Raw genomic sequence first — 23,337 nt, forward strand, 5'->3', positions numbered from 1 at the left:
GCCGGGCCCGTACCTCCCAAGCTTCAAGTGAGAAGGGACGCTGTGAGCGTCATGACCCTGGTCTCCTACGAGGACGCTCTGGCGTCGTACGACCCGGTGATGGGCCTTGAGGTCCACGTCGAGCTGGGTACCAAGACCAAGATGTTCTGCGGTTGCTCGACCGAGCTGGGCGCCGAGCCGAACAGCCAGACCTGCCCGACCTGCTTGGGCCTGCCGGGCTCGCTGCCGGTGGTCAACGCGGTCGGCGTGGAGTCGGCCGTCAAGATCGGCCTGGCGCTGAACTGCGAGATCGCCGAGTGGTGCCGGTTCGCGCGGAAGAACTACTTCTACCCGGACATGCCCAAGAACTTCCAGACCTCGCAGTACGACGAGCCGATCGCCTTCAACGGCTACCTCGACGTGCAGCTGGAGGACGGCGAGACCTTCCGGGTGGAGATCGAGCGCGCCCACATGGAGGAGGACACCGGCAAGTCCAGCCACGTCGGTGGCGCGACCGGCCGCATCCACGGCGCGACCCACTCGCTGCTCGACTACAACCGGGCCGGCATCCCGCTGATCGAGATCGTCACCAAGCCGATCGAGGGCGCCGGCGAGCGCGCCCCCGAGGTCGCCAAGGCTTACGTGGCCGAGCTGCGCGAGGTCATCCGCTCGCTCGGCGTCTCCGAGGCCCGGATGGACAAGGGCCAGATGCGCTGCGACGTCAACCTGTCGCTGCGTCCGAACGGCACCGCGGCGTTCGGCACCCGCTCGGAGACCAAGAACGTCAACTCCCTGCGCAGCGTGGAGCGGGCCGCCCGGTACGAGATCCAGCGGCACGCCACCGTGCTGACCGACGGCGGCACCATCGTCCAGGAGACCCGCCACTTCCACGAGGACAACGGCACCACCACCTCGGGCCGGATCAAGGACAACGCCGAGGACTACCGGTACTTCCCGGAGCCGGACCTGGTGCCGGTGGCCCCCGCCCGCGAGTGGGTCGAGGAGCTGCGCGCCGCCCTGCCCGAGCTGCCGCGGGTGCGCCGCGCCCGGCTGCAGGCCGAGTGGGGCCTGTCCGACAAGGACATGCAGTCCGTCCTCAACGCCGGTGCGGTGGAGCCGATCCAGGAGACCATCGCGGCCGGTGCCCCGGCCGACCAGGCCCGCAAGTGGTGGATGGGCGAGCTGGCCCGCCGCGCCAACGAGACCGGCACCGAGCTGAGCGAGCAGCCGATCACCCCGGCGCAGGTCGCCCGGGTCGCCGCGCTGGTCGCCGAGGGCAAGCTGAACGACAAGCTGGCCCGCCAGGTCATCGAGGGCGTGCTGGCAGGCGAGGGCGAGCCGGACGAGATCGTCGAGCAGCGCGGTCTGGCCGTGGTCTCGGACGACTCCGCGCTGGGCGCCGCCGTCGACCAGGCCATCGCCGAGAACGAGGCGATCGCCGCCAAGATCCGCGACGGCAAGGTCCAGGCCGTGGGCGCGCTGGTCGGCGCGGTCATGAAGGCCACCCGCGGCCAGGCCGACGCCGCCCGCGTCAAGGACCTGATCCTGGAGAAGCTGGGCGTCTCCGCCTGAGCGGCTCTTCCCCAGGGCACCTAGGCTGTCAAGCCTGCCTTCCTAAGGCATCTAAGGCGTCTAAGGCCCTCTAAGTAAGGCCTAAGGCCCGGTCTCACCTCCGTATTGGGGTGAGGCCGGGCCTTAAACCTTTTCCGACGCCCGATCTAAGGCGTCCGGGCCCCGGAAGATCGGGCACGCTCCCGATGCCCCACCCCCCACTGGGAGAGGAAGCTCTTACTCGTCAGCGAAACGCAGTGAGACCCACAAGGGGAACCGAAATGATCGAGTACCAGACCTTCCAGCAACAGGCCCACGAACTCGTGGCCCGCGCCGAGCACGAGCGCCTGGTGCGCGAGGCCAAGGAGGCCCGCCGGCTGCGGCAGCGTCCGGTGGCCACCCGCTTCCAGCGGCGCCCCGTGCGTCGGCCCGAATGCTGACGGTGCGGCACCAGGACGGTGCCGACGGAGCTCCGGAGGGGGAGACGCTGCGAGTGAGCGTCTCCCCCTCCGGGCGTTCGCCAGGGGAGATAACCCCTCGGCCGGTCCCCACCGGCTATGGCATGCTCGCCTCCATGCAGCAGATATCGGTCAGCCCCGTCTTCGTCGGCCGTGGCAGCGAGATCACCGAACTGACCGACGCGCTGCGCCGGGCGGGCACCGGCACCCCCCAGGCCGTCCTGATCGGCGGCGAGGCGGGAGTCGGCAAGACCCGGCTGCTGGAGGAGTTCCTGCAGCGCGCCGCCGACCGGGGCGCGGTCACCTCGCTCGGCAGCTGTCTCGAGGTCGGCGCCGAGGGCCTGCCGTACGCACCGCTGGCCGCCGCCCTGCGCCGACTGCACCGCTCGCTGGGCGGCGAGTTCGAAGCGGCCGCGGCCGGCAGCGAAGGCCACCTCGCCCGGCTGCTCTCCGAGTTCGGCGAAGCGGACGGCGAACCGAACGACGAGTACGGCCGGGCCCGGCTGTTCGAGCACACCGCGAGGCTGTTCGAACGGCTCGGCGCGGAACGTACCCTCGTCCTCGCCGTCGAGGACCTGCACTGGTCCGACCGCTCCACCCGCGAGCTGCTCGCCTTCCTGGTGCGCACCCTGCACCGCTCCCGGGTGCTGCTGGTCGCCACCTACCGCAGCGACGACCTGCACCGCCGCCACCCGCTGCGCCCCTTCCTCGCCGAGCTCGAACGGCTGCGCACCGTCCAGCGGCTGGAGCTGGCGCGGTTCGACCGCCGCGAGGTGGCCGCCCAGCTGGCCGGCATCCTCGGCACCGACGCCCCCGACCGCCAGCTGGTGGACCGGATCCACCGCCGCTCGGAGGGCAACCCCTTCTTCGTCGAGGAGTTGGCCACCGCCTTCCACGACGGCTGCGGCGCCGGGCTGACCGACTCGCTGCGGGACATCCTGCTGGTACGGGTCGAGGGCCTGGACGAGGAGGCCCAGCGGGTCGTGCGGATCGCCGCCGAAGGCGGCTCGCACGTCGAACACGCCCTGCTGGCCGCCGTCCTGGACGACGACGAGGAGGCGCTGATCGAGGCGCTGCGCTCGGCCGTCGGCGCCAACATCCTGCGCCCGGACAGCGAGGGCGAGGGCTACCGGTTCCGGCACGCGCTGGTCCGCGAGGCGGTCTCGGACGACCTGCTGCCCGGCGAACGGCACCGGATCAACCGCAAGTTCGCGCTCGCCGTGGAGGCCCAGCCGCAGCTGCTCTCCTCCGACGCGCTGCCCGCCCGGCTGGCCAACTACTGGTACCACGCGCACGACCCGGCCCGGGCCCTGCCGACGGCCCTGGACGCCGCCCGCGCGGCCCGCCGCCGCAACGCCTTCGCCGAGCAGCTGGGCATGCTGGAACGCGCCCTGGAGCTGTGGGACATGGTCTCCGAGGACGTGCTGGCGCACACCCTGCGCCCGTACGACTGGGCCGAGACCTACCCGCCCGGCTCCTGCGACCACAGCGCCGCCGACGAGGACTGCGACCGGATCCAGCTGGAGGACGTGCTGGCCGAGGCGGTGGTCGCCGCCCGGCGCTGCGGCGACCGCGAGCGCGGTCTGAGCCTGGCCAAGCGCGGGCTGCGGCTGGTCGACGAGACGGTGCACCCGGTGCGCGCGGCCTGGTTCCGGATCAACCGGGCCCGCATGCTGGGCAGCCTGCGCCGCTCCGGCGACGAGGAGGAGATCGGCCACGCGCTGCGGCTGGTGGAGCACCTGCCGCCGTCCGCCGTACAGGCCGAGGTGCTCGCGCTCGGCGCCGGCTCGGCGATGCTCAAGACGCCCGGGCCCGAGCACCTCGAACTCGCCGAGCGGGCGATCCGGATCGCCGAGGAGGTCGGCGCGCACTCGGTCGAGGTGCACGCCCGGATGACCCTCGGCGGGCTGCGCTACAACGTGCACGGCGACGCCGAGGGCGGGCTGGCCGAGCTCGCCGGTGCGGTCGAGCGGGCCCGCCTGCTCGGCGTGCCCGACCTGCTGCTGCGCGGCCTCAACAACCTGGCCAGCATGCAGCGCGGGCTGGGCCGGGCCGAGGAAGCCGTCCGACTGGCCCGCGAGGGCCTGGAGTTCGCGGACGGCAACGGCCTGCTGCGCAACATCGGCACCATCCTGACCGGCAACCTGGTCGAGGCGCTGATCGACCTCGGGAAGGCCGAGGAGGCCGCCGAGGTGCTCGCCGCCTGCGAGCTGAGCAGTCTGAGCGGCACCCACGCCGAGTTCCTGGACCGGATGCGCGGCGAACTCGCCCTGCTCCGGGGCGACCTGCCCACCGCGGCGACCATGCTGGCGCAGGCCCGCGCGGCCAACCGGGTCGGCCAGGTCCAGCACAGCGTGCCGATCAGCCGGCTGGCGGTACGGCTCGCCGCGCTCGGCGGCCGCCCGCTGGAGGCCCGGGCCGAGCTGCTCGCCGCGCTGGCGGAGGAGGGCCGGCTCGGCTACGAGTCCGACGTCTACCCGCTGCTGGCCGAGGCCGCCGCGGTGGAGGCGGACATCCGGGGCCTGCCGGAGGCCGAGGCGGGCCGGGCCGGGGTGCTGGCCGCGCTCGCGGAGGCGGCCGCCGGGCTGCGGCCCCGGGCGCCGCTGCACCATGGCTGGGCCCGGCTGCTGGAGGCCGAACTGGCCCGTGCCGCGGCCGCCGACACCCCCGGGCAGTGGGCCGCGGCGGTGGAGGCGCTGCGGCCGACCGGCCTGCCGTACCCGCTGGCGCTCGCCCTGCTGCGGGCCGGCGAGGCCGAGGTGCAGGCCGGGCGGCGCGAGGCCGGGGCCGAACTGCTGCGCGAGGCGGCCGAACTGGCGGCCGCACGGGGCGACCGGGCGCTGACGGCGCAGATCACGGGCCTGGCCGAGCGGGCCGGGCTGAGTCTCGCCCCCGCCGACCGGGCGGCGGCGGAGCCGGCTCCGGCAGCCTCCGTCGGGGACTCCTTCAACCTCACCCCCCGTGAGCGGGACGTGCTCCGGTTGCTCGCGCGCGGCTGGACCAACCGGCAGATCGCGGAGGAGCTGTACATCTCTCCGAAGACCGCGAGCGTGCACGTGTCCAACATCCTGGGCAAGCTCGCGGTCGCCGGCCGCGGTGAGGCGGCCGCGCTGGCGCACCGGCTGCGGCTGTTCCCGGACGACCAGGCCCCGTCCGTCCGCTGACACCGCGCCCCGCCACCGGGCCCGGACCGCTGCCGAGCGGGCCGGGCCCGGCGGCCTCGCCGCGGGGCGCGCCGCTGCGTGCTCCCGTGCGCGCTGTGTGAGCCCCCGCCCGCGCGCCGCCGCCAACCGGGCCGATCCTCGGAATCGGGGGCATTTCCCCACCCTCTCGCCATTACTCTAAGTTGAGTGTGCGTGTCATTGAGTGACGGAATTGGTGTAGGGTCCATTTTGGGAGCATCGGTGCGGTGCGGCGGCCGGAAGGTCGCCCGCCCCCTGGGCCACCGTCCTGACGGGGCGCCAGGCCACCGCGTACGGCCGAGAGGTGCGCGGCCGGTGGTCCGTGGCCGGGGCGCGAGGCCCCGGGCCGGAGGGGGAGAGGCCGAGTGAGCTCCACCGATACGGTGTTGCCCGGAGCCGGACGCCCGGGCGCACCGCCCGCCGACACGTCCGCCGTCGACGCCGACATGCCCGCGCCGCCCGCCCGCCGCGGCCCACTGCGCCGGCTCCTGGAGAGCCGCACGCTGCCCGGACTCGTCCTGGGTGCGCTCTGCCTGGCCTACGCCATGGGTGCCGCGGCCGGCTGGGGCTCCAGCCAACTGTCCATCTTCATGGGCGACTTCGGGCTGGCCGCCGCGGCGCTCGCGGCCGCGCTGTCCTGTCTGGTGTACGGCTGCACGGTCGGCGGGCACGCCCGTCCGGCCTGGCTGCTGTTCGGCCTCTCCTCGGTCATGGTCGCCTTCGGCAACGGCACCTGGGGCTGGTACGAGCTGGTCGTGCGCACCCCGCTGCCGCGGGACTCGCTCGCCGAGTACGCCTTCCTGCTGTTCGCCCCGCTCGCCATCACCGGCGTCCTGGTGCTCGCCCAGCGCCCGCGCTCCGCGGCCGGCTGGCTCTGCCTGCTGCTCGACGGCTGGCTGATCGCCGGCTCGCTGTTCACCCTGAGCTGGAGCCTGGCGCTCGGCCGGATCGCGGCCGGCGAGGGCGGCTCCCCGCTGCGGCTGGCCCTCAACCTGGCCTACCCGGTGCTGGACATCCTGCTGGTCAGCCTGGTGGTCGGGCTGCGCTTCGGCGGCCGGGACGGCAACCGGGCGGCGGTGCACACCGCGATGCTGGCGCTCGCCGTCACCGTGCTGTGCGACGCCCTGTTCACCGACGCGGAGCTGCGCAGCAGCTACCACTCCGGCGAACTGCTGGACGCCGGCTGGTTCTCCGGCAGCCTGCTGCTGGCCTGGGCGCCGTGGTCGTCGCGCTGGCGTCGCCCGCTGCGCGAGCACCCCTCGGCCGGCGGCCTGCCGCGCCGCCGGGTGGCCACCACCTTCAGCGCGCTCACCCCGTACGCGGCCGCTGCGGTCTGTACTGCCGGCATCCTCTACAACGCCCTCGGCGGGCGCGAGTTGGACCGCGTGGTGGCCGCGGCCGCCTGCACCGTCGGGCTGGCACTGATCCTCAGGCAAGGCGTGATGCTGCTCGACAACCTGTCGCTGGCCCAGGAACTCGCCCACAAGGAGGCGCACTTCCGCTCCCTGGTGCAGGGATCCAGCGACGTCATCATGATCGCCGGTGCCAACGGCGTGCTCTCCTACGTCTCCCCGGCCGCGCTCGGCGTGTACGGGCGGGACCCGGAGGAGCTGGTCGGCGGCAACCTGCTGGACCTCGTCCACCCCGAGGACGTGGACCGGGTGCTCTCCGAGGTCCGCCGCTACCTCGCGCGGGTCCGGCTCACCGCCCACCGCGTCCGGGGCGCGGTCGAGCCCTCCGCCCGGGTGGAGTGCCGGATCAGCTCCGGCGGCGGCGAGTGGCTGCACGTCGAGTCCACGGTCAGCCGGCACCGCGACGGGCTGCTGCTCAACAGCCGCGACGTCACCGAACGCGTCATGCTCCAGGCCCAGTTGCAGCACAACGCCTTCCACGACCCGCTCACCGACCTGCCCAACCGGGCGCTGTTCACCCAGCGGCTGCGGGCCGTCCTCGGCGCCCGCGGACAGCAGGACGGGGCGGGCGCCGGGATCGCCGTGCTCTTCCTCGACCTGGACGGCTTCAAGGCGGTCAACGACTCCGCCGGGCACCAGGTCGGCGACGAGCTGCTGGTGCAGGCCGCCCGCCGGCTGCAGGGCGCCGTCCGCTGCGGGGACACCGTCGCCCGGTTCGGCGGCGACGAGTTCGCCGCGCTGGTGTGCGGCCCGCTCGGCCGCCTCCAGGTCCAGGAGCTGGCCGAACGGCTGCGCGTCGCGCTCTCCGAGCCGTACTGGATCGGCGGCGCCGAACTCGGCGTCGCCGCCAGCATCGGCATCGCCTTCGGCACCCCGGAGCGCGGCCCGGCCGCCGACCCCAGAGCCGCCGCCGACGAACTGATGCGCAACGCCGACCTCGCGATGTACCGGGCCAAGTCCGAGGGCAAGGGCCGCGTGGTGCTCTACACCCCGGCGATGCGGGCCGACCTGGAGCGCCGCACCGAGCTGGAGGAACGGCTGAGACTCGCCGTCCGGGAGGGCGGCTTCACCCTGCTCCACCAGCCCGTGGTGGACCTCGCCAGCGGCGCGGTGACCGGCGTCGAGGCGCAGGCCCGCTGGCGCTCGGTGGGCGGACTGCTGCTCACCCCGGCCGAGTTCCTCCGTTCCGCCGACCACGGCGACGCGGCCACCCGGTTCGCCCGCTGGCTGGTCCACGAGGCGGTCGCCGCGGCCGCCGTCCGCCGCGGCCTCTCCGGCCGGGGCCACGGCGCGCCGCGGCCCGTCCCGGTGGCCGTCCGGTTCTGCGCCGAGCGGCTCTGCTCGCCCGGCCTGTACGAGACGGTGGCGGCCGCGCTGCGCGACAGCGGGCTGCCGCCCGGCGAGCTGGTGATCGAGGTGGCCCGGATGGGCTCGGACTCGATCGCCGACGAACTCGGCCGCCGACTGGCCGCGCTGCGCCGGCTCGGCGTCTCCACCTGGCTGGCCGGCTACGGCGCGGGCAGCGGCTCGCTCGGCGCCCTCGCCCGGCTGCCCCTGGACGGCCTCAAGCTGGACCGCACGCTGGTCCAGGAACTCGGCGAGTCCGCACTGGCCCGTACGCTCGCCGGGCACGCCCTGCGGCTCGGCCGCGACCTCGGGATGGCCACCGCCGCCGAGGGGGTGGACCTGCCCCGCCAGGTCACCGTGCTGCAGGAGCTCTGCTGCGGTAGGGCCCAGGGCTCGGCCTTCGCCCCGCCGCTGGACGAGCCCCGGCTGCGCCGCGCGCTCGCCCGCCGCGGCTACCCGCTGCCGAAGCCGCTCGGCCCGCCCCCCGCCCGCCGCGGCCAGCCGGCCGCGGACACCCGGACGAGTGGCCGCCCGGACTCCGCGCCGGGACGTGTCGTACATCACCACGGTGGCTCTGACCTGCCCGAACACCGGGCCGTTACCGGTCCGACCGGGGGTCCGAATGGCGAGACGGTCGTCCCACCTGCTTGACACGCCACCCCGGACGGGAGGATGGTCGTTGCCATGCGCACCCGAATTCTCGTACTTGGCGGGCGCGTCGGCTGACAGGGCTTGCACGCCCTGCTCGTGACAGACCGACGCGCCACCCCTCGCATGCCCTTGGGCACGAGGGGTTTTTTGTTGCACTGACGCTGTTCCACCCGCAAGACCCCTGGCTTCGACCGCCCGAGAACGTCCGACTCGTCGGATCGAGCGGGACGATTGAGGCAGAGCCGGCGATCGACCCGGACCGGGACCCCACCCTCGCAGCACCGGGGCCCGCAGCCGGGTCGGCAAAACCCGAGAAGAGACAGGCAGATGACTGAGCACGCCGCATCCCCCCGCCGCGGGGACAACCCGGCCGCCTCCGCTCCCGCTCCCCAGCACGTCGTCGAGACCATGACCGGCGCCCAGTCGCTCATCCGCTCGCTGGAGGCCGTAGGCGCGGACACCGTCTTCGGCATCCCGGGCGGGGCCATCCTTCCCGCGTACGACCCGCTGATGGACTCCGCCAAGGTGCGGCACATCCTGGTCCGGCACGAGCAGGGCGCCGGCCACGCCGCCACCGGCTACGCGCAGGCCACCGGCAGGGTCGGGGTCTGCATGGCCACCTCCGGCCCGGGCGCGACCAACCTGGTCACCCCGATCGCCGACGCCTACATGGACTCCGTGCCGGTCGTCGCGATCACCGGGCAGGTCTCCTCCAAGGCGATCGGCACCGACGCCTTCCAGGAGGCGGACATCTGTGGCATCACGATGCCGATCACCAAGCACAACTACCTGGTCACCGACCCCGCCGAGATCCCCCGGGTGATCGCCGAGGCCTTCCACATCGCCGCCACCGGCCGCCCCGGCCCGGTCCTGGTCGACATCGCCAAGGACGCGCTGCAGGCGACCACCACCTTCCGCTGGCCGGTCGAGACCTCGCTGCCCGGCTACCGTCCGGTCACCAAGCCGCACGCCAAGCAGATCCGCGAGGCCGCGAAGCTGCTGGTGAGCGCGAAGCGCCCGGTGCTGTACGTCGGCGGCGGCGTGATCAAGGCGCAGGCCACCGCCGAGCTGCGGATCCTCGCCGAGCTGACCGGCGCCCCGGTGGTCACCACCCTGATGGCGCTCGGCGCCTTCCCGGACAGCCACCCGCAGCACCTGGGCATGCCCGGCATGCACGGCTCCGTCCCGGCCGTCACCGCCCTGCAGAAGTCCGACCTGCTGTTCACCCTCGGCGCCCGCTTCGACGACCGCGTCACCGGCAAGCTGGACGGCTTCGCCCCGTACGCCAAGGTCGTCCACGCCGACATCGACCCCGCCGAGATCGGCAAGAACCGCCCGGCGGACGTCCCGATCGTCGGCGACGCCCGCGAGGTGCTCGCCGACCTGATCGTCGCCGTCCAGGCCGAGTTCGACGCCGGCCACAAGGGCGACTACGCCGAGTGGTGGGAGAAGCTCGACGAGTGGAAGAAGACCTACCCGATCGGCTACGAGGCCGCCCCGAGCGGCCAGCTCTCGCCGCAGCAGGTCATCGAGCGGATCGGGAAGCTGGTCGGCCCCGAGGCGATCTACGCCGCGGGCGTGGGCCAGCACCAGATGTGGAGCTCGCAGTTCATCCGGTTCGAGAAGCCCGGCACCTGGCTCAACTCCGGCGGCGCCGGGACCATGGGCTACGCCGTCCCCGCGGCGATGGGCGCCAAGGCCGGCCGCCCGGAGACCCCGGTCTGGGCCATCGACGGCGACGGCTGCTTCCAGATGACCAACCAGGAGCTGGTCACCTGCGCCCTGAACGACATCCCGATCAAGGTCGCGGTCATCAACAACGGCTCGCTGGGCATGGTCCGGCAGTGGCAGACGCTGTTCTACAACCAGCGCTACTCCAACACCGTGCTGCACGCCGGCCCGGACCACGACGGCATCGAGCCGCCGGCCCAGGGCACCCGGATCCCGGACTTCGTCCTGCTGTCCGAGGCGATGGGCTGCGTGGGCCTGCGCTGCGAGCGCCCCGAGGACCTCGACGCGGTCATCAAGCAGGCGATGGAGATCAACGACCGCCCGGTCGTCATCGACTTCATCGTCCACCAGGACGCCATGGTCTGGCCGATGGTCGCGGCCGGCACCAGCAACGACGAGATCCAGTTCGCCAGGGGCGTCCGCCCCGACTTCGGCGACGACTCCGAGTGATCCCGGCTCCCACCCAGAACGATTGAGGAACCACATGTCCAAGCACACCCTCTCCGTCCTGGTCGAGAACAAGCCCGGCGTGCTCGCCCGCATCGCCTCGCTGTTCTCCCGTCGGGGCTTCAACATCGACTCCCTCGCCGTCGGCCCGACCGAGCACCCGGACGTGTCCCGGATGACGATCGTGGTCAACGTCGAGGACCTCCCGCTGGAACAGGTCACCAAGCAGCTCAACAAGCTCGTGAACGTGATAAAGATCGTCGAACTCGACCAGGCCGCTGCGATCCAGCGGGAACTGGTCCTGGTGAAGGTCCGCGCCGACAACGAGACCCGGTCGCAGATCGTCGAGATCGTCCAGCTGTTCCGTGCCAAGACCGTCGACGTGTCGCCCGAAGCGGTGACCATCGAGGCCACCGGCAGCTCGGACAAGCTGGAGGCCATGCTCCGGATGCTGGAGCCTTACGGCATCAAGGAGTTGGTCCAGTCCGGCCTGGTCGCCATCGGCCGCGGCGCCCGTTCGATCACGGACCGGTCGCTGCGCGCCCTCGACCGCAGCGCGTAAACAGCGCCGTCTCAAACCCTGAAGCAAAGACCCCGCACCTCGCCGGGTGGGAATACGGTGAATACCGCATACCCGGCAACCATCACGCAAGGAGATGTGCCCCCGTGGCCGAGCTGTTCTACGAAGACGACGCCGACCTGTCCATCATCCAGGGCCGCAAGGTCGCGGTCATCGGCTACGGCAGCCAGGGCCACGCCCACGCGCTGTCCCTGCGCGACTCCGGCGCCGACGTCCGGGTCGGCCTGAAGCCGGAGTCCAAGTCCCGCGCCAAGGCGGAGGAGGCCGGCCTGCGCGTCGTCACCCCGGCCGAGGCCGCGGCCGAGGCCGACGTCATCATGATCCTGGTCCCGGACCCGATCCAGGCCGACGTCTACGAGGCCGACATCGCCCCGCACCTGAAGTCCGGCGACGCCCTGTTCTTCGGCCACGGCCTGAACATCCGCTTCGGCTTCATCAAGCCCCCGGCGGACGTCGACGTCTGCATGGTCGCCCCGAAGGGCCCGGGCCACCTGGTCCGCCGCCAGTACGAGGAGGGCCGCGGCGTCCCCGCGATCGTGGCCGTCGAGCAGGACGCCTCGGGCAACGCCTTCGCCCTGGCGCTGTCGTACGCCAAGGGCCTGGGCGCCACCAAGGCCGGCGTCATCAAGACCACCTTCACCGAGGAGACCGAGACCGACCTGTTCGGTGAGCAGGCCGTCCTCTGCGGTGGCACCGCCGCCCTGGTGAAGGCCGGGTTCGAGACCCTGGTCGAGGCCGGCTACCAGCCGGAGATCGCCTACTTCGAGTGCCTGCACGAGCTGAAGCTCATCGTCGACCTGATGTACGAGGGCGGCCTGGAGAAGATGCGCTGGTCGGTCTCCGAGACCGCCGAGTGGGGCGACTACGTCACCGGCCCGCGGATCATCACCGCCGACACCAAGGCCGAGATGAAGAAGGTCCTCGAGGAGATCCAGGACGGCACCTTCGCCAACACCTGGATCGCCGAGTACAAGGCGGGCCTGCCCAAGTACAACGAGTACAAGAAGGCCGACGAGGACCACCTGCTGGAGACCACCGGCAAGAAGCTGCGCTCGCTGATGAGCTGGGTCAACGAGAAGGCCTGAGCCGTTTCGGCCCCGTATTTTGTAACTGCCTTGTACAAGTAGGCTGCTCCCGTCCGGGTGATTTCGCCGGACGGGAGCAGCCTGGCAGCAAGCCCGTCGATACACTTCCGAGTGCGCGTCAGGCCCACAGCGTCGTGCGTCTACCTACGCGGCATGCCACCTTCCCCCGCCCTTCCACGCCACCTTCGTGCCGGGGGAACCGGACAGGTTAAGGACAACACTGTCGTGAGCACTGCTAACACTGTGAAAAATGGCGTCGTACTGATCGCCGAGGAGCTTTCGCCCGCCACCGTCGACGCCCTCGGCCCCGACTTCGAGATCCGCCACTGCAACGGCGCCGACCGCACCGAGCTGCTCACCGCGATCGCCGACGTCGACGCGATCCTGATCCGCTCCGCCACCAAGGTCGACGCCGAGGCGCTTGCCGCCGCCCGCAAGCTCAGGGTGGTCGCCCGGGCCGGCGTCGGCCTGGACAACGTGGACGTCGCCGCCGCCACCAAGGCCGGCGTGATGGTCGTCAACGCGCCGACCTCCAACATCGTCACCGCCGCCGAGCTCGCCTGCGGCCTGCTGATCTCCGTCGCCCGCAACATCGCGCCGGCCAATTCCGCGCTCAAGCAGGGCGAGTGGAAGCGCAACAAGTACACCGGCGTCGAGCTGAGCGAGAAGACCCTCGGCGTCGTCGGCCTCGGCCGGATCGGCGTGCTGGTCGCCCAGCGGATGTCCGCGTTCGGGATGAAGATCGTCGCGTACGACCCCTACATCCAGGCCGCCCGCGCCGCGCAGATGGGCGTCAAGCTGGTCACCCTGGAGGAGCTGCTGGAGGTCTCGGACTTCATCACCGTCCACCTCCCCAAGACCCCGGAGACCATCGGCCTGATCGGCGACGAGGCGCTGCACAAGGTCAAGCCGACCGTGCGCATCGTCAACGCCGCCCGCGGCGGCATCGTGGACGAGGAGGCGCTCGCCGCCGCCCTGCGCGACGGCCGGGTGGCCGGTGCGGGCCTGGACGTGTACGCCAAGGAGCCGTGCACCGACTCCCCGCTGTTCGCCTTCGACAACGTGGTCGCCACCCCGCACCTGGGCGCCTCCACCGACGAGGCGCAGGAGAAGGCCGGCATCGCGGTCGCCAGGTCGGTGCGCCTCGCGCTGGCCGGCGAGCTGGTGCCGGACGCCGTGAACGTCCAGGGCGGCGTGATCGCCGAGGACGTCCGCCCGGGCCTGCCGCTCGCCGAGAAGCTCGGCCGGATCTTCACCGCGCTGGCCGGCGAGGTGGCCGTCCGGCTGGACGTCGAGGTCCGCGGCGAGATCACCCAGCACGACGTGAAGGTGCTCGAACTGTCCGCGCTGAAGGGCGTGTTCGAGGACGTGGTGGCGGAGACGGTGTCCTACGTCAACGCCCCGCTGTTCGCCCAGGAGCGTGGCGTCGAGGTCCGTCTGACCACCTCCAGCGAGAGCCCCGAGCACCGCAACGTGATCACCGTGCGCGGCACGCTCGGGAACGGCGAGGAGATCGCCATCTCCGGCACGCTGGCCGGTCCCAAGCAGATCCAGAAGATCGTCGGCGTGGACGCCTTCGACGTGGACGTGGCGCTCACCGACCACATGGCCTTCTTCAAGTACGAGGACCGCCCCGGCGTGGTCGGCGTGCTCGGCAAGCACCTCGGCGACGCGGGCATCAACATCGCCGGCATGCAGGTCGCCCGTGACGGCGGCGGCGCGCTCGCCTCCATCACGGTGGACAGCGAGATCCCGCAGGAGGTGCTCTCGGCGATCGCCGCCGAGATCGGCGCCCGCTTCGCGCGCTCGGTCGACCTGGGCTGACCCTTCCGACCCGAGCAGGGCCCGGACCGCCGTTCGAACGGCGGTCCGGGCCCTGCTGCGTCCTCCCGGGTGGCTGCCGTCTCAGATACTAGGAAATCCAAGTATTCGTGCAGACACGGCCGGGGCCCCGTCGTACCGTGGAGGGGCCATACGGTGTGCCGCCCCTGTAGCCAGGCGCGCGGCCCGTGTGCGCGTGCGCCCTCACGGGCAGGCGATCCCTGCTCCCGCGCGTACCCACCTCCTCTTCACCTCCGCGCTGTTCCCCAGCGCCGCTTCCAAGGAGCCCGGTATGCCTTCCACCGCCGACCGTCACGCCGCTTCCGCCCCCGCCGCCACCCCCGTCCGCGCCCCGCGCCGCCGCCGGGCCGCCGAGCGGAACCCCTTCGCCGCCGCCCTGCAGCGCTCGCTGGACCGCCGGGACAACGGCGGGGTGACCGGCCACCACTGAGCGGCACCCCGGGCGGCGTTCATCTGCCTACTGGGCCGAACGGGTTGACGGTTTGTCACCCAGTAGAGTGCAACCTCGGTCCGTCCGAGCGAAGTCGCTCGCCCCGGTCGGCGCGATGATCCTAATTTGGGGCCCCCCGGAAGGGTGATCGACGGCCGCGAGGGCGGGCGTCAGCGACCTCCTCGGTATGCGGATCATTCCCCCTTGCCGGGGGAGGGGTCCCTCGTGCGTCTGCCACCCGTCCGCCGATCCGCCGCCCGGATCGGCCTCACCCTGGCCCTGCTGGCCGGGAGCGTGGCGCTCGCCGCGGCCCCGGCGTCCGCCGGTCCACCGGCCGCCGGACCGCCGACGGCCGGCCGAACGGCCTCCGTCCTGCTCGAACTCGTCACCGAGGCGGCCGGCCCCGCCTGGCGGCGGGCCGCCGACGGCGCCCGGCGGGAGCGGCGCTCACCGGAGGCCGTCCGCCGGGAGGCCGCGCAGGCCGGTGCCGCCCAGCGGGGCCGGGCCGGGGACGCGCTCGACCGGCTCGCCGGGGAGGTCCACCGGACGGCACCGGCCGCCCGCGAGCTCTACCGCACCCGCACCCTGCTCACCGGCCTCGCCGTCAACGCCCCCGCCGACCGGCTGCCCGCGCTGCGGGCGCTGCCCGGCGTCCGGGCCGTCCACCCGATCGTCAACAAGCGGCGCGACAACGCCTACTCCGTCCCGCTGACCGGCGCCCCGCAGGTCTGGGCCGGTGGCGCCGCGCCCGCCGGCAACACCGGGCAGGGCGTGCGGATCGGGATCATCGACAGCGGCATCGACTACACCCACGCCGACTTCGGCGGCCCCGGCACCGAGGAGGCGTTCCGCTCGGTCGAGCGCGGCAAGCCCGCGCCGCCTGCGCTGTTCCCCAACGCCAAGGTGGTCGGCGGCAAGGACCTTGTCGGCGACGACTACGACCCCGACCCCTCCTCCCCGCACCATCAGCCGGTGCCGCACCCCGGCGACAACCCGCTCGACTGCGTGCGCAACGGACACGGCACCCACGTCGCCGGCACCGCCGCCGGGTACGGGGTCACCGCCGACGGGCGCCCGTACGCCGGTCCGTACGGGCCCGGGCTGGACCCGGCCGCGTTCAAGGTCGGCCCCGGCGCCGCCCCCGGCGCCCAGCTGTACGCCATCCGGGTGTTCGGCTGCGACGGCTCCACCGACCGGCTCGCCCAGGCCCTCGACCTGGCCGCCGACCCGAACGGCGACGGCGACCTGGGCGACCGGCTGGACGTCGTCAACCTCTCGCTCGGCAGCCGCTTCGGCAGCGACGACGACACCGACGCGCTGGCCGTCGACCGGCTCGCCGCCCTGGGCACCGTCGTGGTCGCCGCCGCGGGCAACGAGGGCGACGTGTACGGCATCGGCGGCAGCCCCGGCACCGCCGCCCGGGCGATCACCGTCGCCGCCTCCGTCCACGGGCACGCCGACGTGGACGGCATCACCGTGCTCGGCCCCGCCGCCCTCGCCGGGGTCGTCCCGGCGCGCTGGAGCGAGCGCTACCAGGGCTGGTCCACCGCCGAGGTGAGCGGCGAACTCGCCCTGCCCGCCGACCAGTCGGACGGCTGCACCGCCTACAGCGAGGCCGACCGGCAGCGGCTGGCCGGGAGGATCGCGCTGCTCGCCTGGAAGACCGGCGACGCCGACCGGGCCTGCAACTCCGGCCCGCGGGCCGACCACGCCACCGACGCGGGCGCGATCGGCGTGCTGTACGCCGCCGACACCGACCACCTCGCCGAGATCGCGGGCAACGACCGCATCCCGGCCGCGCTGCTGGCCCGGGCCGACGGCGAGCGGCTGCGGCAGGCCGCCACCGCCGGCCCGACCAGGGTCCGGCTCGCCGCCCCCGGCAACCCGCTGCACGGCTCCGTCGCGCAGAACCAGCCGGCCCGGGCCGACACCCTCACCGACTTCACCTCGCGCGGCATCGGCGTGCCCGGCGTGGTCAAGCCCGACCTCGCGGCGCCCGGGGAGACCATCTGGTCCGCCCTGGTCGGCAGCGGCACCGGCGGGCAGCGCGAGAACGGCACCTCCATGGCCACCCCGCACGTGGCCGGGCTCGCCGCGCTGGTCCGTGCCGCGCACCCGGACTGGTCGGTCGAGCAGCTCAAGGCCGCGCTGATGAACACCGCCGCGGACACCTTCCTCGGCGACGGCCACAGCGGTCCGGTCTACGGGCCCGAGCGCACCGGGGCCGGGCGGGCCCGGGTCGACCGGGCGATCCGCACGCCGGTCGTCGCCTACGCGGCGGGGGAGGGCGCCGAGGAGGGCGGCGTCGGGGTCTCCTTCGGCCCGGTCGAGGTCAGTGGGCCGACGGCGCTCGGCCGCGAGATCGAGGTCCGCAACCTCTCCGACGCGCCGGTGAGTTACCGCACGGGCTACGCGGCGGCCACCGAACTGCCCGGCGCCTCCTACGCGGTGGCGCCGGACCGGGTCGACGTCCCCGCCGGCGGGACCGCCCGGGTGCGGGTGACGCTGTCCGTCCCGGGGGAGTTGGGCCGCGCGCCCGACCCGACCATCGCCACCGTGCAGGGTGGCAAGGCGCGCACCTACCGGGGTGAGCTCTCCGGCCGGATGCTGCTGACCCCGGTCGCGGGCGACACCCTGCCGCAGCTGCGGGTCCCGGTGTTCGCCGCCCCGCGACCGGCGAGCGACCTCACGGCGACCGCCGCCGCCCGTACCGCGCGGCACGGCACCCTCGTCACGCTCGGCGGCCGCGCCGCACCCGCCGCGGTCCCCGGGCTGGTCACCGCCCTCGCCCTCGGTGGCGAGGGGACCCGCTGGGCCGACTGCCCGCCCGGCAGCGGCGCCACCGTCGGGCCGGGCGCGGGCATCCGCCCCGAGGAGGCGGGGGAGGGCGCCGACCCCGCGCGGGACGTCTGCGTCGAACACCCCGGTGAGCGGTCCGCGAACCTGCGCGCGGTCGGTGCCGCCGTCGACCCCGAACTGCTCTACGTGGGAGCGCAGTTGTGGGCACGGGCGGCCACCCCGGTCGGGCTGTACGGCGTGCGGGTCGCGCTGGACACCGACGGGGACGGCAGTACCGACGTCATCCTCAAGGCGGACCGGCTGCGCGGCAGCGACGTCCTGGTCTCCCGCGCCCTCGACGCCCGTACCGGAGCCGAACTCGACGTCCAGCCGCTCAACGCCCGCTGGGGCGACACCGACACCGCGCTGCTGGACAGCGACGTGCTCGTCCTGCCCGTCCGGCTGAGCGCCCTGCCCGGCGTCGGCCCGGGCCACAGCACCGTCCGCTACGGCGTCTGGACCGGCGCGGCCGCCTCCGGCACGCCGGACGCGGCCGAGGCCTACTCCGCCGTCGGTCTGCGCGGCACCCGCCCGGCCGTCCCGCTGGACGTCCTGCACCCGGCCCTCACCGCCACGGCCGGGCTCACCGGGCCCCCGGCCGTCCTGGCCCCCGTCGGCCCGGGGACCCTCCTCGCGGTGCACCGCGCACCGGGGGACGGCTCCCGGCTCCTGCTGCTGCACCACCTCAACCCGAACGAGCGGCGGGCCCAGGTGCTCACCCTGCCCTGAAGCCGGTCACCAGGAGCGGCCCGCCGGCACCGGTCGGCGGGCCGCTCCTATGCGGTCCCCGCTCGCCGTGCCGCGCGGCGGCGGGAGAGGTGGGTGAAGGCGGCGACCAGGGCGAGGGCGGCGGCGGTGGCGGAGGCGACGATGAGGCCCTCGGCGAGGCCCGGCGGGCGGAAGGAGCAGGCGACCCGGGAGGCGCCGGAACCGAGCGGGACGCCGATCATGCCGAGGACCGGCGTGGGCACGGCGGCGCGACCGCCGTCGACGGCGCAGGTCCAGCCCTCGGCGGCGGGGACGGAGAGCAGCGCGGTACCCGTGGAGCCCGCCGGGAGGTCCGCCGCGACGGTGTGCCCGCCCGCCTCGACCCGGGTGGCGCCGGTGGCGGTGAGCCGGGCGACGGCCGCGTCCAGGGCGTCCGTCCGAAGGCAGCCGATCGGGCGGGCGGGGACCTGGCTGACGGTGTCGGACCGCAGCGTCACCCGGACCACCCCGTCCGCCGGGACGGTGCCCAGCCGGTGGATCGCCACGGCCGTGGTGGGCTGCTCGCCGTCGCTGCGGTAGCTGGTGCCGAGCCCGCTCACCGTGCCCCGGTACCAGACGCCGTGGAAGAACGCCGTCGAGCCGGGTGTGCAGACGGCGGTGAGCACGGTGCCCTCGTCGCCGGACGGCACCGACCAGCCGCTGGTGCCGTGCAGGGCGGGCACCGCACCGCCGGCCGGGACGGGCAGCGGGGCGTCGTACACCTGGCTGCCGAGCAGTGACTCCTGCCGGGACCAGACCGAGGAGGTCTCCGGCCGGGCACTCGGCGGCAGCACGGTGACCAGCGGCGGCGCCGCGGCCCGCGCGGGGGCGAAGCCGTACGGCGGGGGCCCGTCGTCCAGGTGGGCGCGGACGGCGAACAGCGCCTGCCCGACCGGGTCGGTGACGCTCGCGGTCTGCCGCCCGCCGGCCGTCCAGCCCGCGCCGAGGTCGTGCATCAGCAGGGCGGTGACGGTCGGCAGGTAGCTGCTGAAGTAGCCGCCGCCCTGGCCGCCCAGCAGCAGCGGGTCGTTGGTGGTGAAGGCGTGCGGGCCCGGGTCGCTGCGGCCCCGCGGCCAGTCGTCGGCCGCGCGGACCGCCGCGTGCCCGGCCCGTACGGCCGCCGGGGAGACGCTGCCGGAGGGCGCCGCGCCGAGCGCCGTGTACCCGGACCAGACGGCGTTGCCGAGCACCGCGCCGCCGATCACCCAGGTGGCGACCGTATTCGCCCGGCGGTCGGGGTGCCGGCGGTCCAGGACCCACAGCGCGGCGAGCAGGACGGTGCCGCCGACCGTCAGCAGCACCCAGTCGGCGGGGCGGACCGCGTGCCGGCTCGCCGCCACCGCGGCGATCACCGCGACCACGGCGGCGCCGCCCAGCAGGGTGAGCGGGTCCGGCCGGTGCGCCAGCGACACCCAGCCGGCCAGCACCAGCAGCCCGCTGAGCACGAAGGCGACCCGGTACGGCCCGCCGGCCGGGATCGCCAGGCCGTGCCAGACCAGGACGGTCGGGGTCCAGACGAAGCTGAGCACCACCAGCACCAGCGCCGCGCACCAGACCGCCCGCTCCCGCGGCCGCACCCGCCGGTTGAACGGCAGCCCGCACACCAGCAGCAGCCCGAGCAGGCCGATCGCCACGTCCGGCAGCGCCCGACCGCCGTGGGCGGCGGGCAGCAGCTGGGCAAGGTGGCCGCCGAGGCCGGACGGGCCGAGCGGCTCCACCGGGGACTCGGGCTGGGCGCCGCGCGCCGCCCGGATCGCGACGAACAGCACCGGCGAGGCGAGCAGCACCCCGGTGCCGGCCATGGTGACCGCCCGTCCGGTGGCCCGGACCCGGTGGCGCAACGGCAGCGGGGCGGCGAAGAGCCGGACGACGAACAGGAGCCCGACCACCAGGGTGGCCAGGGCCGCGGTGTACAGGTTGCCGACCCAGGCCAGGGTGACGCACAGCGTGCCGGCCACCCAGCGCCGCTCGCGCAGGCACCAGTCGGCGGCGAGCCCGAGCAGCGGCAGCGAGACCAGGCCCCAGAGCCACATCGGCGCGGCCCCGCCGACGTCCAGCACCCAGGCGCACAGCCCGTAGCCGACGGCGGCGAGCGCCCGCAGCCGGCCCGGACCGGGGTGCAGGCGGCCAAGCAGACGGGCCATCAGGGCGGTGCCGAGGCCGATGGTGGCGAGGGTGACCAGCAGGACGGCGAGTTGGCCCCGGTCGCGGGGGAGGAGCGCGGTGAGCCAGGAGAACGGGTTCATCAGGTAGGCGAAGAAGTCCGCCAGGAACGGGACGCCGTACCCGCTGTTCCAGTTGAACAGCAGGTCCCCGGAGGCCTCACCGTGCAGAAGGTCCCACAGGTGGGCGTGGTACGGCACCGCGACCGCGTCCGCCCCGGCCGGCCACTGCCCGCGCAACCCCGCCGCCAGTGCGTACCCGCCCATCGCCAGCCCCGCCGCACCCCCGCAGACCAGCCGCTCCCGCCGCCGCTCGCCCCTCACCCACGCGCCCCGTTCTGCCTGTGACCCCGCACCTCGCCACCCTAAGCGCGCCCCCCGCGCGGACTACGACGTACGCGCTCCTTCGAAGGGGTGACGCGCCGCCGGAGTCCCACCGGACTCACCCGGACGTGTCCGAATGATGGACGTGAGGTGTCAGCCCCTGGGACGGCGGAGTAGGGTCCGAGCATGTCTCGCACCATTCGTCTCGCAGTTGTCCCGGGTGACGGCATCGGCCAGGAAGTGGTGGCCGAAGGTCTCAAGGTCCTGGGTGCCGTGCTTCCCGCCGATGTGAAGCTGGAGACCACCGAGTACGACATCGGGGCCCGGCGCTACCACCGGACGGGGGAGACGCTGCCGGACGACGTGCTGGCGGAGCTGAAGTCGCACGACGCGATCCTGCTGGGTGCGATCGGCGACCCGAGTGTGCCGTCGGGGGTGCTGGAGCGCGGGCTGCTGCTCAAGCTGCGGTTCGCCTTCGACCACCACATCAACCTGCGTCCGGGTCGCCTCTTCCCGGGGGTGCAGTCCCCGCTGGCGGGTACGCCGGACATCGACTTCGTGGTCGTCCGCGAGGGCACCGAGGGCCCGTACGTCGGCAACGGCGGCACGCTGCGCACCGGGACGCCGCAGGAGGTGGCCACCGAGGTCAGCCTGAACACGGCGTACGGCATCGAGCGCGTGGTGCGCGACGCCTACCGCCGGGCCCAGGCGCGGCCGCGCAAGAAGCTCACGCTGGTGCACAAGAACAACGTGCTGGTGCACGCCGGGCACCTGTGGACGCGGATCTTCGCCGAGGTCGGCAAGGAGTTCCCCGAGGTCACCACGGACTACCTGCACGTCGACGCGGCGACCATCTTCTTCGTCACCCAGCCCGAGCGCTTCGACGTGATCGTCACCGACAACCTGTTCGGCGACATCCTGACCGACCTGGCCGCCGCCGTCACCGGCGGGATCGGCCTGGCCGCGAGCGGCAACATCAACCCGAGCGGCGAGTTCCCGTCCATGTTCGAGCCGGTGCACGGCTCGGCGCCGGACATCGCCGGCCAGGGCAAGGCCGACCCGACCGCCACCGTGCTGTCGGTCGCCATGCTGCTGGAGCACCTCGGCTTCGCCGCCGAGGCCGCCGAGGTCGAGGCCGCCGTCGCGGCGGACCTCGCCGAGCGTTCCGGCACCCGCAGCACCTCCCAGGTCGGCGACGCGCTCGCCGGCCGAGTATCCGGCGGCTGACGAGCCGGACCGACAAGGTTTCCGGCCAGGTGGGCCGGACCGCACAACCGCAGCTTGCAGCTCTCGAAGGAGCGGGCAGCTGTTCGGCACGGCCCTCTGGATGCGAGTATCGACAGTGGGCCGTGTCGTCGTGCCTTCGTTCCGGCGTTCGATCGCCGAAACGTTCATTCGACGGTGGCGGCCCGGACCAACCCCACGGTGAAGGAAACAGCCATGAGCACGCCCACCCCGGCGCCCATCACGTTCGACCTCAAGCCCTCCGCCCACCCGCTGCCCGCAGCGGAGCGCGAGGCCCGGCTGACCAACCCCGGCTTCGGCCGCGTCTTCACCGACCACATGGTCACCATCCGCTGGACCGAGGGCGTGGGCTGGCACGACGCCCAGCTCGCGCCGTACGCGCCGCTGGAGATCGACCCGGCCAACATGACCCTGCACTACGGCCAGGCGATCTTCGAGGGCCTGAAGGCCTACCGCCAGGCCGACGGCTCCATCGCCACCTTCCGCCCGGAGGCCAACGCCGCCCGCTTCCAGGCCTCGGCCCGCCGCCTGGCGATGCCGGAGCTGCCGATCGAGACCTTCGTCGAGGCCGTGGAGCTGCTGGTCCAGCAGGAGCAGGAGTGGGTCCCGAACGAGCCGGAGCAGAGCCTCTACCTGCGTCCGTTCATGTTCGCCACCGAGGTCGGCCTGGGTGTCCGCCCGGCCAACTCCTACCTCTTCATGATCATCGCCTCGCCGGCCGGCGCCTACTTCCAGGGCGGCATCAAGCCGGTCTCGGTCTGGCTGTCCAAGGAGTACGTCCGGGCCGCGCCCGGCGGCACCGGCGCCGCCAAGTGCGCGGGCAACTACGCCGCCTCGCTGGTCGCCCAGGCGCAGGCCGCCGAGAAGGGCTGCGACCAGGTGGTCTGGCTCGACGCCGCCGAGCACCGGTGGGTCGAGGAGATGGGCGGCATGAACCTGTACTTCGTCTTCGGCGAGGGCAAGGACGCGAAGATCGTCACCCCGGAGCTGTCCGGCGCCCTGCTGCCCGGCATCACCCGCGACTCGCTGCTCCAGCTCGCCGCCGACCTCGGCTACGCCGTCGAGGAGCGGAAGATCTCCACCGAGGAGTGGCAGCAGGGCAACGCCGACGGCACCCTCACCGAGGTCTTCGCCTGCGGCACCGCCGCCGTCATCACCCCGGTCGGCTCGGTCAAGTCCGCCGCCGCCGACTGGACCGTCGGCACCGGCGAGCCCGGCCCGATCACCATGGAGCTGCGCAAGGCGCTGCTGTCGATCCAGGGCGGCCAGACCCCCGACACCCACAACTGGCTGCACAAGATCGTCTGATCCTCGAACAGCCGCACC

Annotated in this window: 13 protein-coding genes; 12 read left to right on the forward strand and 1 reads right to left on the reverse strand. The window is 73.7% G+C overall.

All coding sequences use genetic code 11. The annotated features are described in order from the left end of the window. Window positions 1-42 precede the first annotated feature (42 nt). From gatB to ACZ3TI_RS14255, 10 genes are all read left to right on the forward strand, one after another. Complete coding sequence (gatB, locus tag ACZ3TI_RS14210; RefSeq protein WP_465726483.1) at window positions 43-1,551, forward strand: Asp-tRNA(Asn)/Glu-tRNA(Gln) amidotransferase subunit GatB; 1,509 nt, start codon at window positions 43-45, stop codon at window positions 1,549-1,551. Between the two features lie 260 nt (window positions 1,552-1,811). Continuing rightward, on the forward strand, window positions 1,812-1,970 hold the full coding sequence (locus ACZ3TI_RS14215) for a hypothetical protein (protein WP_380538108.1): 159 nt from the start codon (window positions 1,812-1,814) through the stop codon (window positions 1,968-1,970). Window positions 1,971-2,104: 134 nt separating this feature from the next. Next, window positions 2,105-5,152, forward strand: coding sequence for a helix-turn-helix transcriptional regulator (locus tag ACZ3TI_RS14220; RefSeq protein ID WP_465726484.1), 3,048 nt, complete (start codon window positions 2,105-2,107; stop codon window positions 5,150-5,152). Between the two features lie 464 nt (window positions 5,153-5,616). Further along, a complete protein-coding gene (locus ACZ3TI_RS14225; protein ID WP_465726572.1) occupies window positions 5,617-8,580 on the forward strand; it encodes a putative bifunctional diguanylate cyclase/phosphodiesterase in 2,964 nt (987 codons plus the stop codon). Window positions 8,581-8,907: 327 nt separating this feature from the next. After that, complete coding sequence (locus tag ACZ3TI_RS14230) at window positions 8,908-10,761, forward strand: acetolactate synthase large subunit (RefSeq protein ID WP_465726485.1); 1,854 nt, start codon at window positions 8,908-8,910, stop codon at window positions 10,759-10,761. A 34-nt stretch (window positions 10,762-10,795) separates the two neighbouring features. After that, complete coding sequence (ilvN, locus tag ACZ3TI_RS14235) at window positions 10,796-11,320, forward strand: acetolactate synthase small subunit (RefSeq protein ID WP_030057405.1); 525 nt, start codon at window positions 10,796-10,798, stop codon at window positions 11,318-11,320. A 104-nt stretch (window positions 11,321-11,424) separates the two neighbouring features. Continuing rightward, window positions 11,425-12,423 (forward strand): ketol-acid reductoisomerase, encoded by a 999-nt coding sequence (gene ilvC / locus ACZ3TI_RS14240; protein ID WP_465726486.1) that lies wholly within the window; start codon window positions 11,425-11,427, stop codon window positions 12,421-12,423. Window positions 12,424-12,666: 243 nt separating this feature from the next. Continuing rightward, window positions 12,667-14,247 carry a phosphoglycerate dehydrogenase gene (serA, locus tag ACZ3TI_RS14245; protein WP_465726573.1) on the forward strand — a complete coding sequence of 527 codons (1,581 nt, stop codon included), beginning with the start codon at window positions 12,667-12,669 and terminating at the stop codon, window positions 14,245-14,247. A 289-nt stretch (window positions 14,248-14,536) separates the two neighbouring features. Beyond that, window positions 14,537-14,695 (forward strand): hypothetical protein, encoded by a 159-nt coding sequence (locus tag ACZ3TI_RS14250; RefSeq protein ID WP_465726487.1) that lies wholly within the window; start codon window positions 14,537-14,539, stop codon window positions 14,693-14,695. A gap of 225 nt (window positions 14,696-14,920) precedes the next feature. Next, window positions 14,921-18,262: a S8 family serine peptidase gene (locus ACZ3TI_RS14255; RefSeq protein ID WP_465726488.1), complete on the forward strand. Its 3,342-nt coding sequence runs from the start codon at window positions 14,921-14,923 to the stop codon at window positions 18,260-18,262. Window positions 18,263-18,309: 47 nt separating this feature from the next. Here the strand turns inward: ACZ3TI_RS14255 and ACZ3TI_RS14260 are convergent, their stop codons facing one another. After that, entirely contained in the window at window positions 18,310-20,766 is a 2,457-nt protein-coding gene (locus tag ACZ3TI_RS14260; RefSeq protein WP_465726489.1) for a YfhO family protein, read from the reverse strand. A 186-nt stretch (window positions 20,767-20,952) separates the two neighbouring features. Between ACZ3TI_RS14260 and ACZ3TI_RS14265 the strand changes: the two genes are divergently transcribed. Next, a complete protein-coding gene (locus tag ACZ3TI_RS14265; RefSeq protein ID WP_465726490.1) occupies window positions 20,953-21,993 on the forward strand; it encodes a 3-isopropylmalate dehydrogenase in 1,041 nt (346 codons plus the stop codon). Between the two features lie 213 nt (window positions 21,994-22,206). After that, a complete protein-coding gene (locus ACZ3TI_RS14270) occupies window positions 22,207-23,319 on the forward strand; it encodes a branched-chain amino acid aminotransferase (RefSeq protein ID WP_465726491.1) in 1,113 nt (370 codons plus the stop codon). The last annotated feature ends 18 nt before the right edge of the window (window positions 23,320-23,337 follow it).

It is taken from the genome of Kitasatospora sp. NPDC023120 (assembly GCF_055560835.1).

Excerpts from the sequence above, each read along its gene's own strand:
- ACZ3TI_RS14270 (WP_465726491.1), top strand. The coding sequence starts at position 22,207 with ATGAGCACGCCCACCCCGGCGCCCATCACGTTCGACCTCAAGCCCTCC.
- ACZ3TI_RS14220 (WP_465726484.1), top strand. The coding sequence starts at position 2,105 with ATGCAGCAGATATCGGTCAGCCCCGTCTTCGTCGGCCGTGGCAGCGAG.
- ACZ3TI_RS14215 (WP_380538108.1), top strand. The coding sequence starts at position 1,812 with ATGATCGAGTACCAGACCTTCCAGCAACAGGCCCACGAACTCGTGGCC.
- ACZ3TI_RS14265 (WP_465726490.1), top strand. The coding sequence starts at position 20,953 with ATGTCTCGCACCATTCGTCTCGCAGTTGTCCCGGGTGACGGCATCGGC.
- ACZ3TI_RS14225 (WP_465726572.1), top strand. The coding sequence starts at position 5,617 with ATGCCCGCGCCGCCCGCCCGCCGCGGCCCACTGCGCCGGCTCCTGGAG.
- ACZ3TI_RS14230 (WP_465726485.1), top strand. The coding sequence starts at position 8,908 with ATGACTGAGCACGCCGCATCCCCCCGCCGCGGGGACAACCCGGCCGCC.
- ilvN (WP_030057405.1), top strand. The coding sequence starts at position 10,796 with ATGTCCAAGCACACCCTCTCCGTCCTGGTCGAGAACAAGCCCGGCGTG.
- ACZ3TI_RS14250 (WP_465726487.1), top strand. The coding sequence starts at position 14,537 with ATGCCTTCCACCGCCGACCGTCACGCCGCTTCCGCCCCCGCCGCCACC.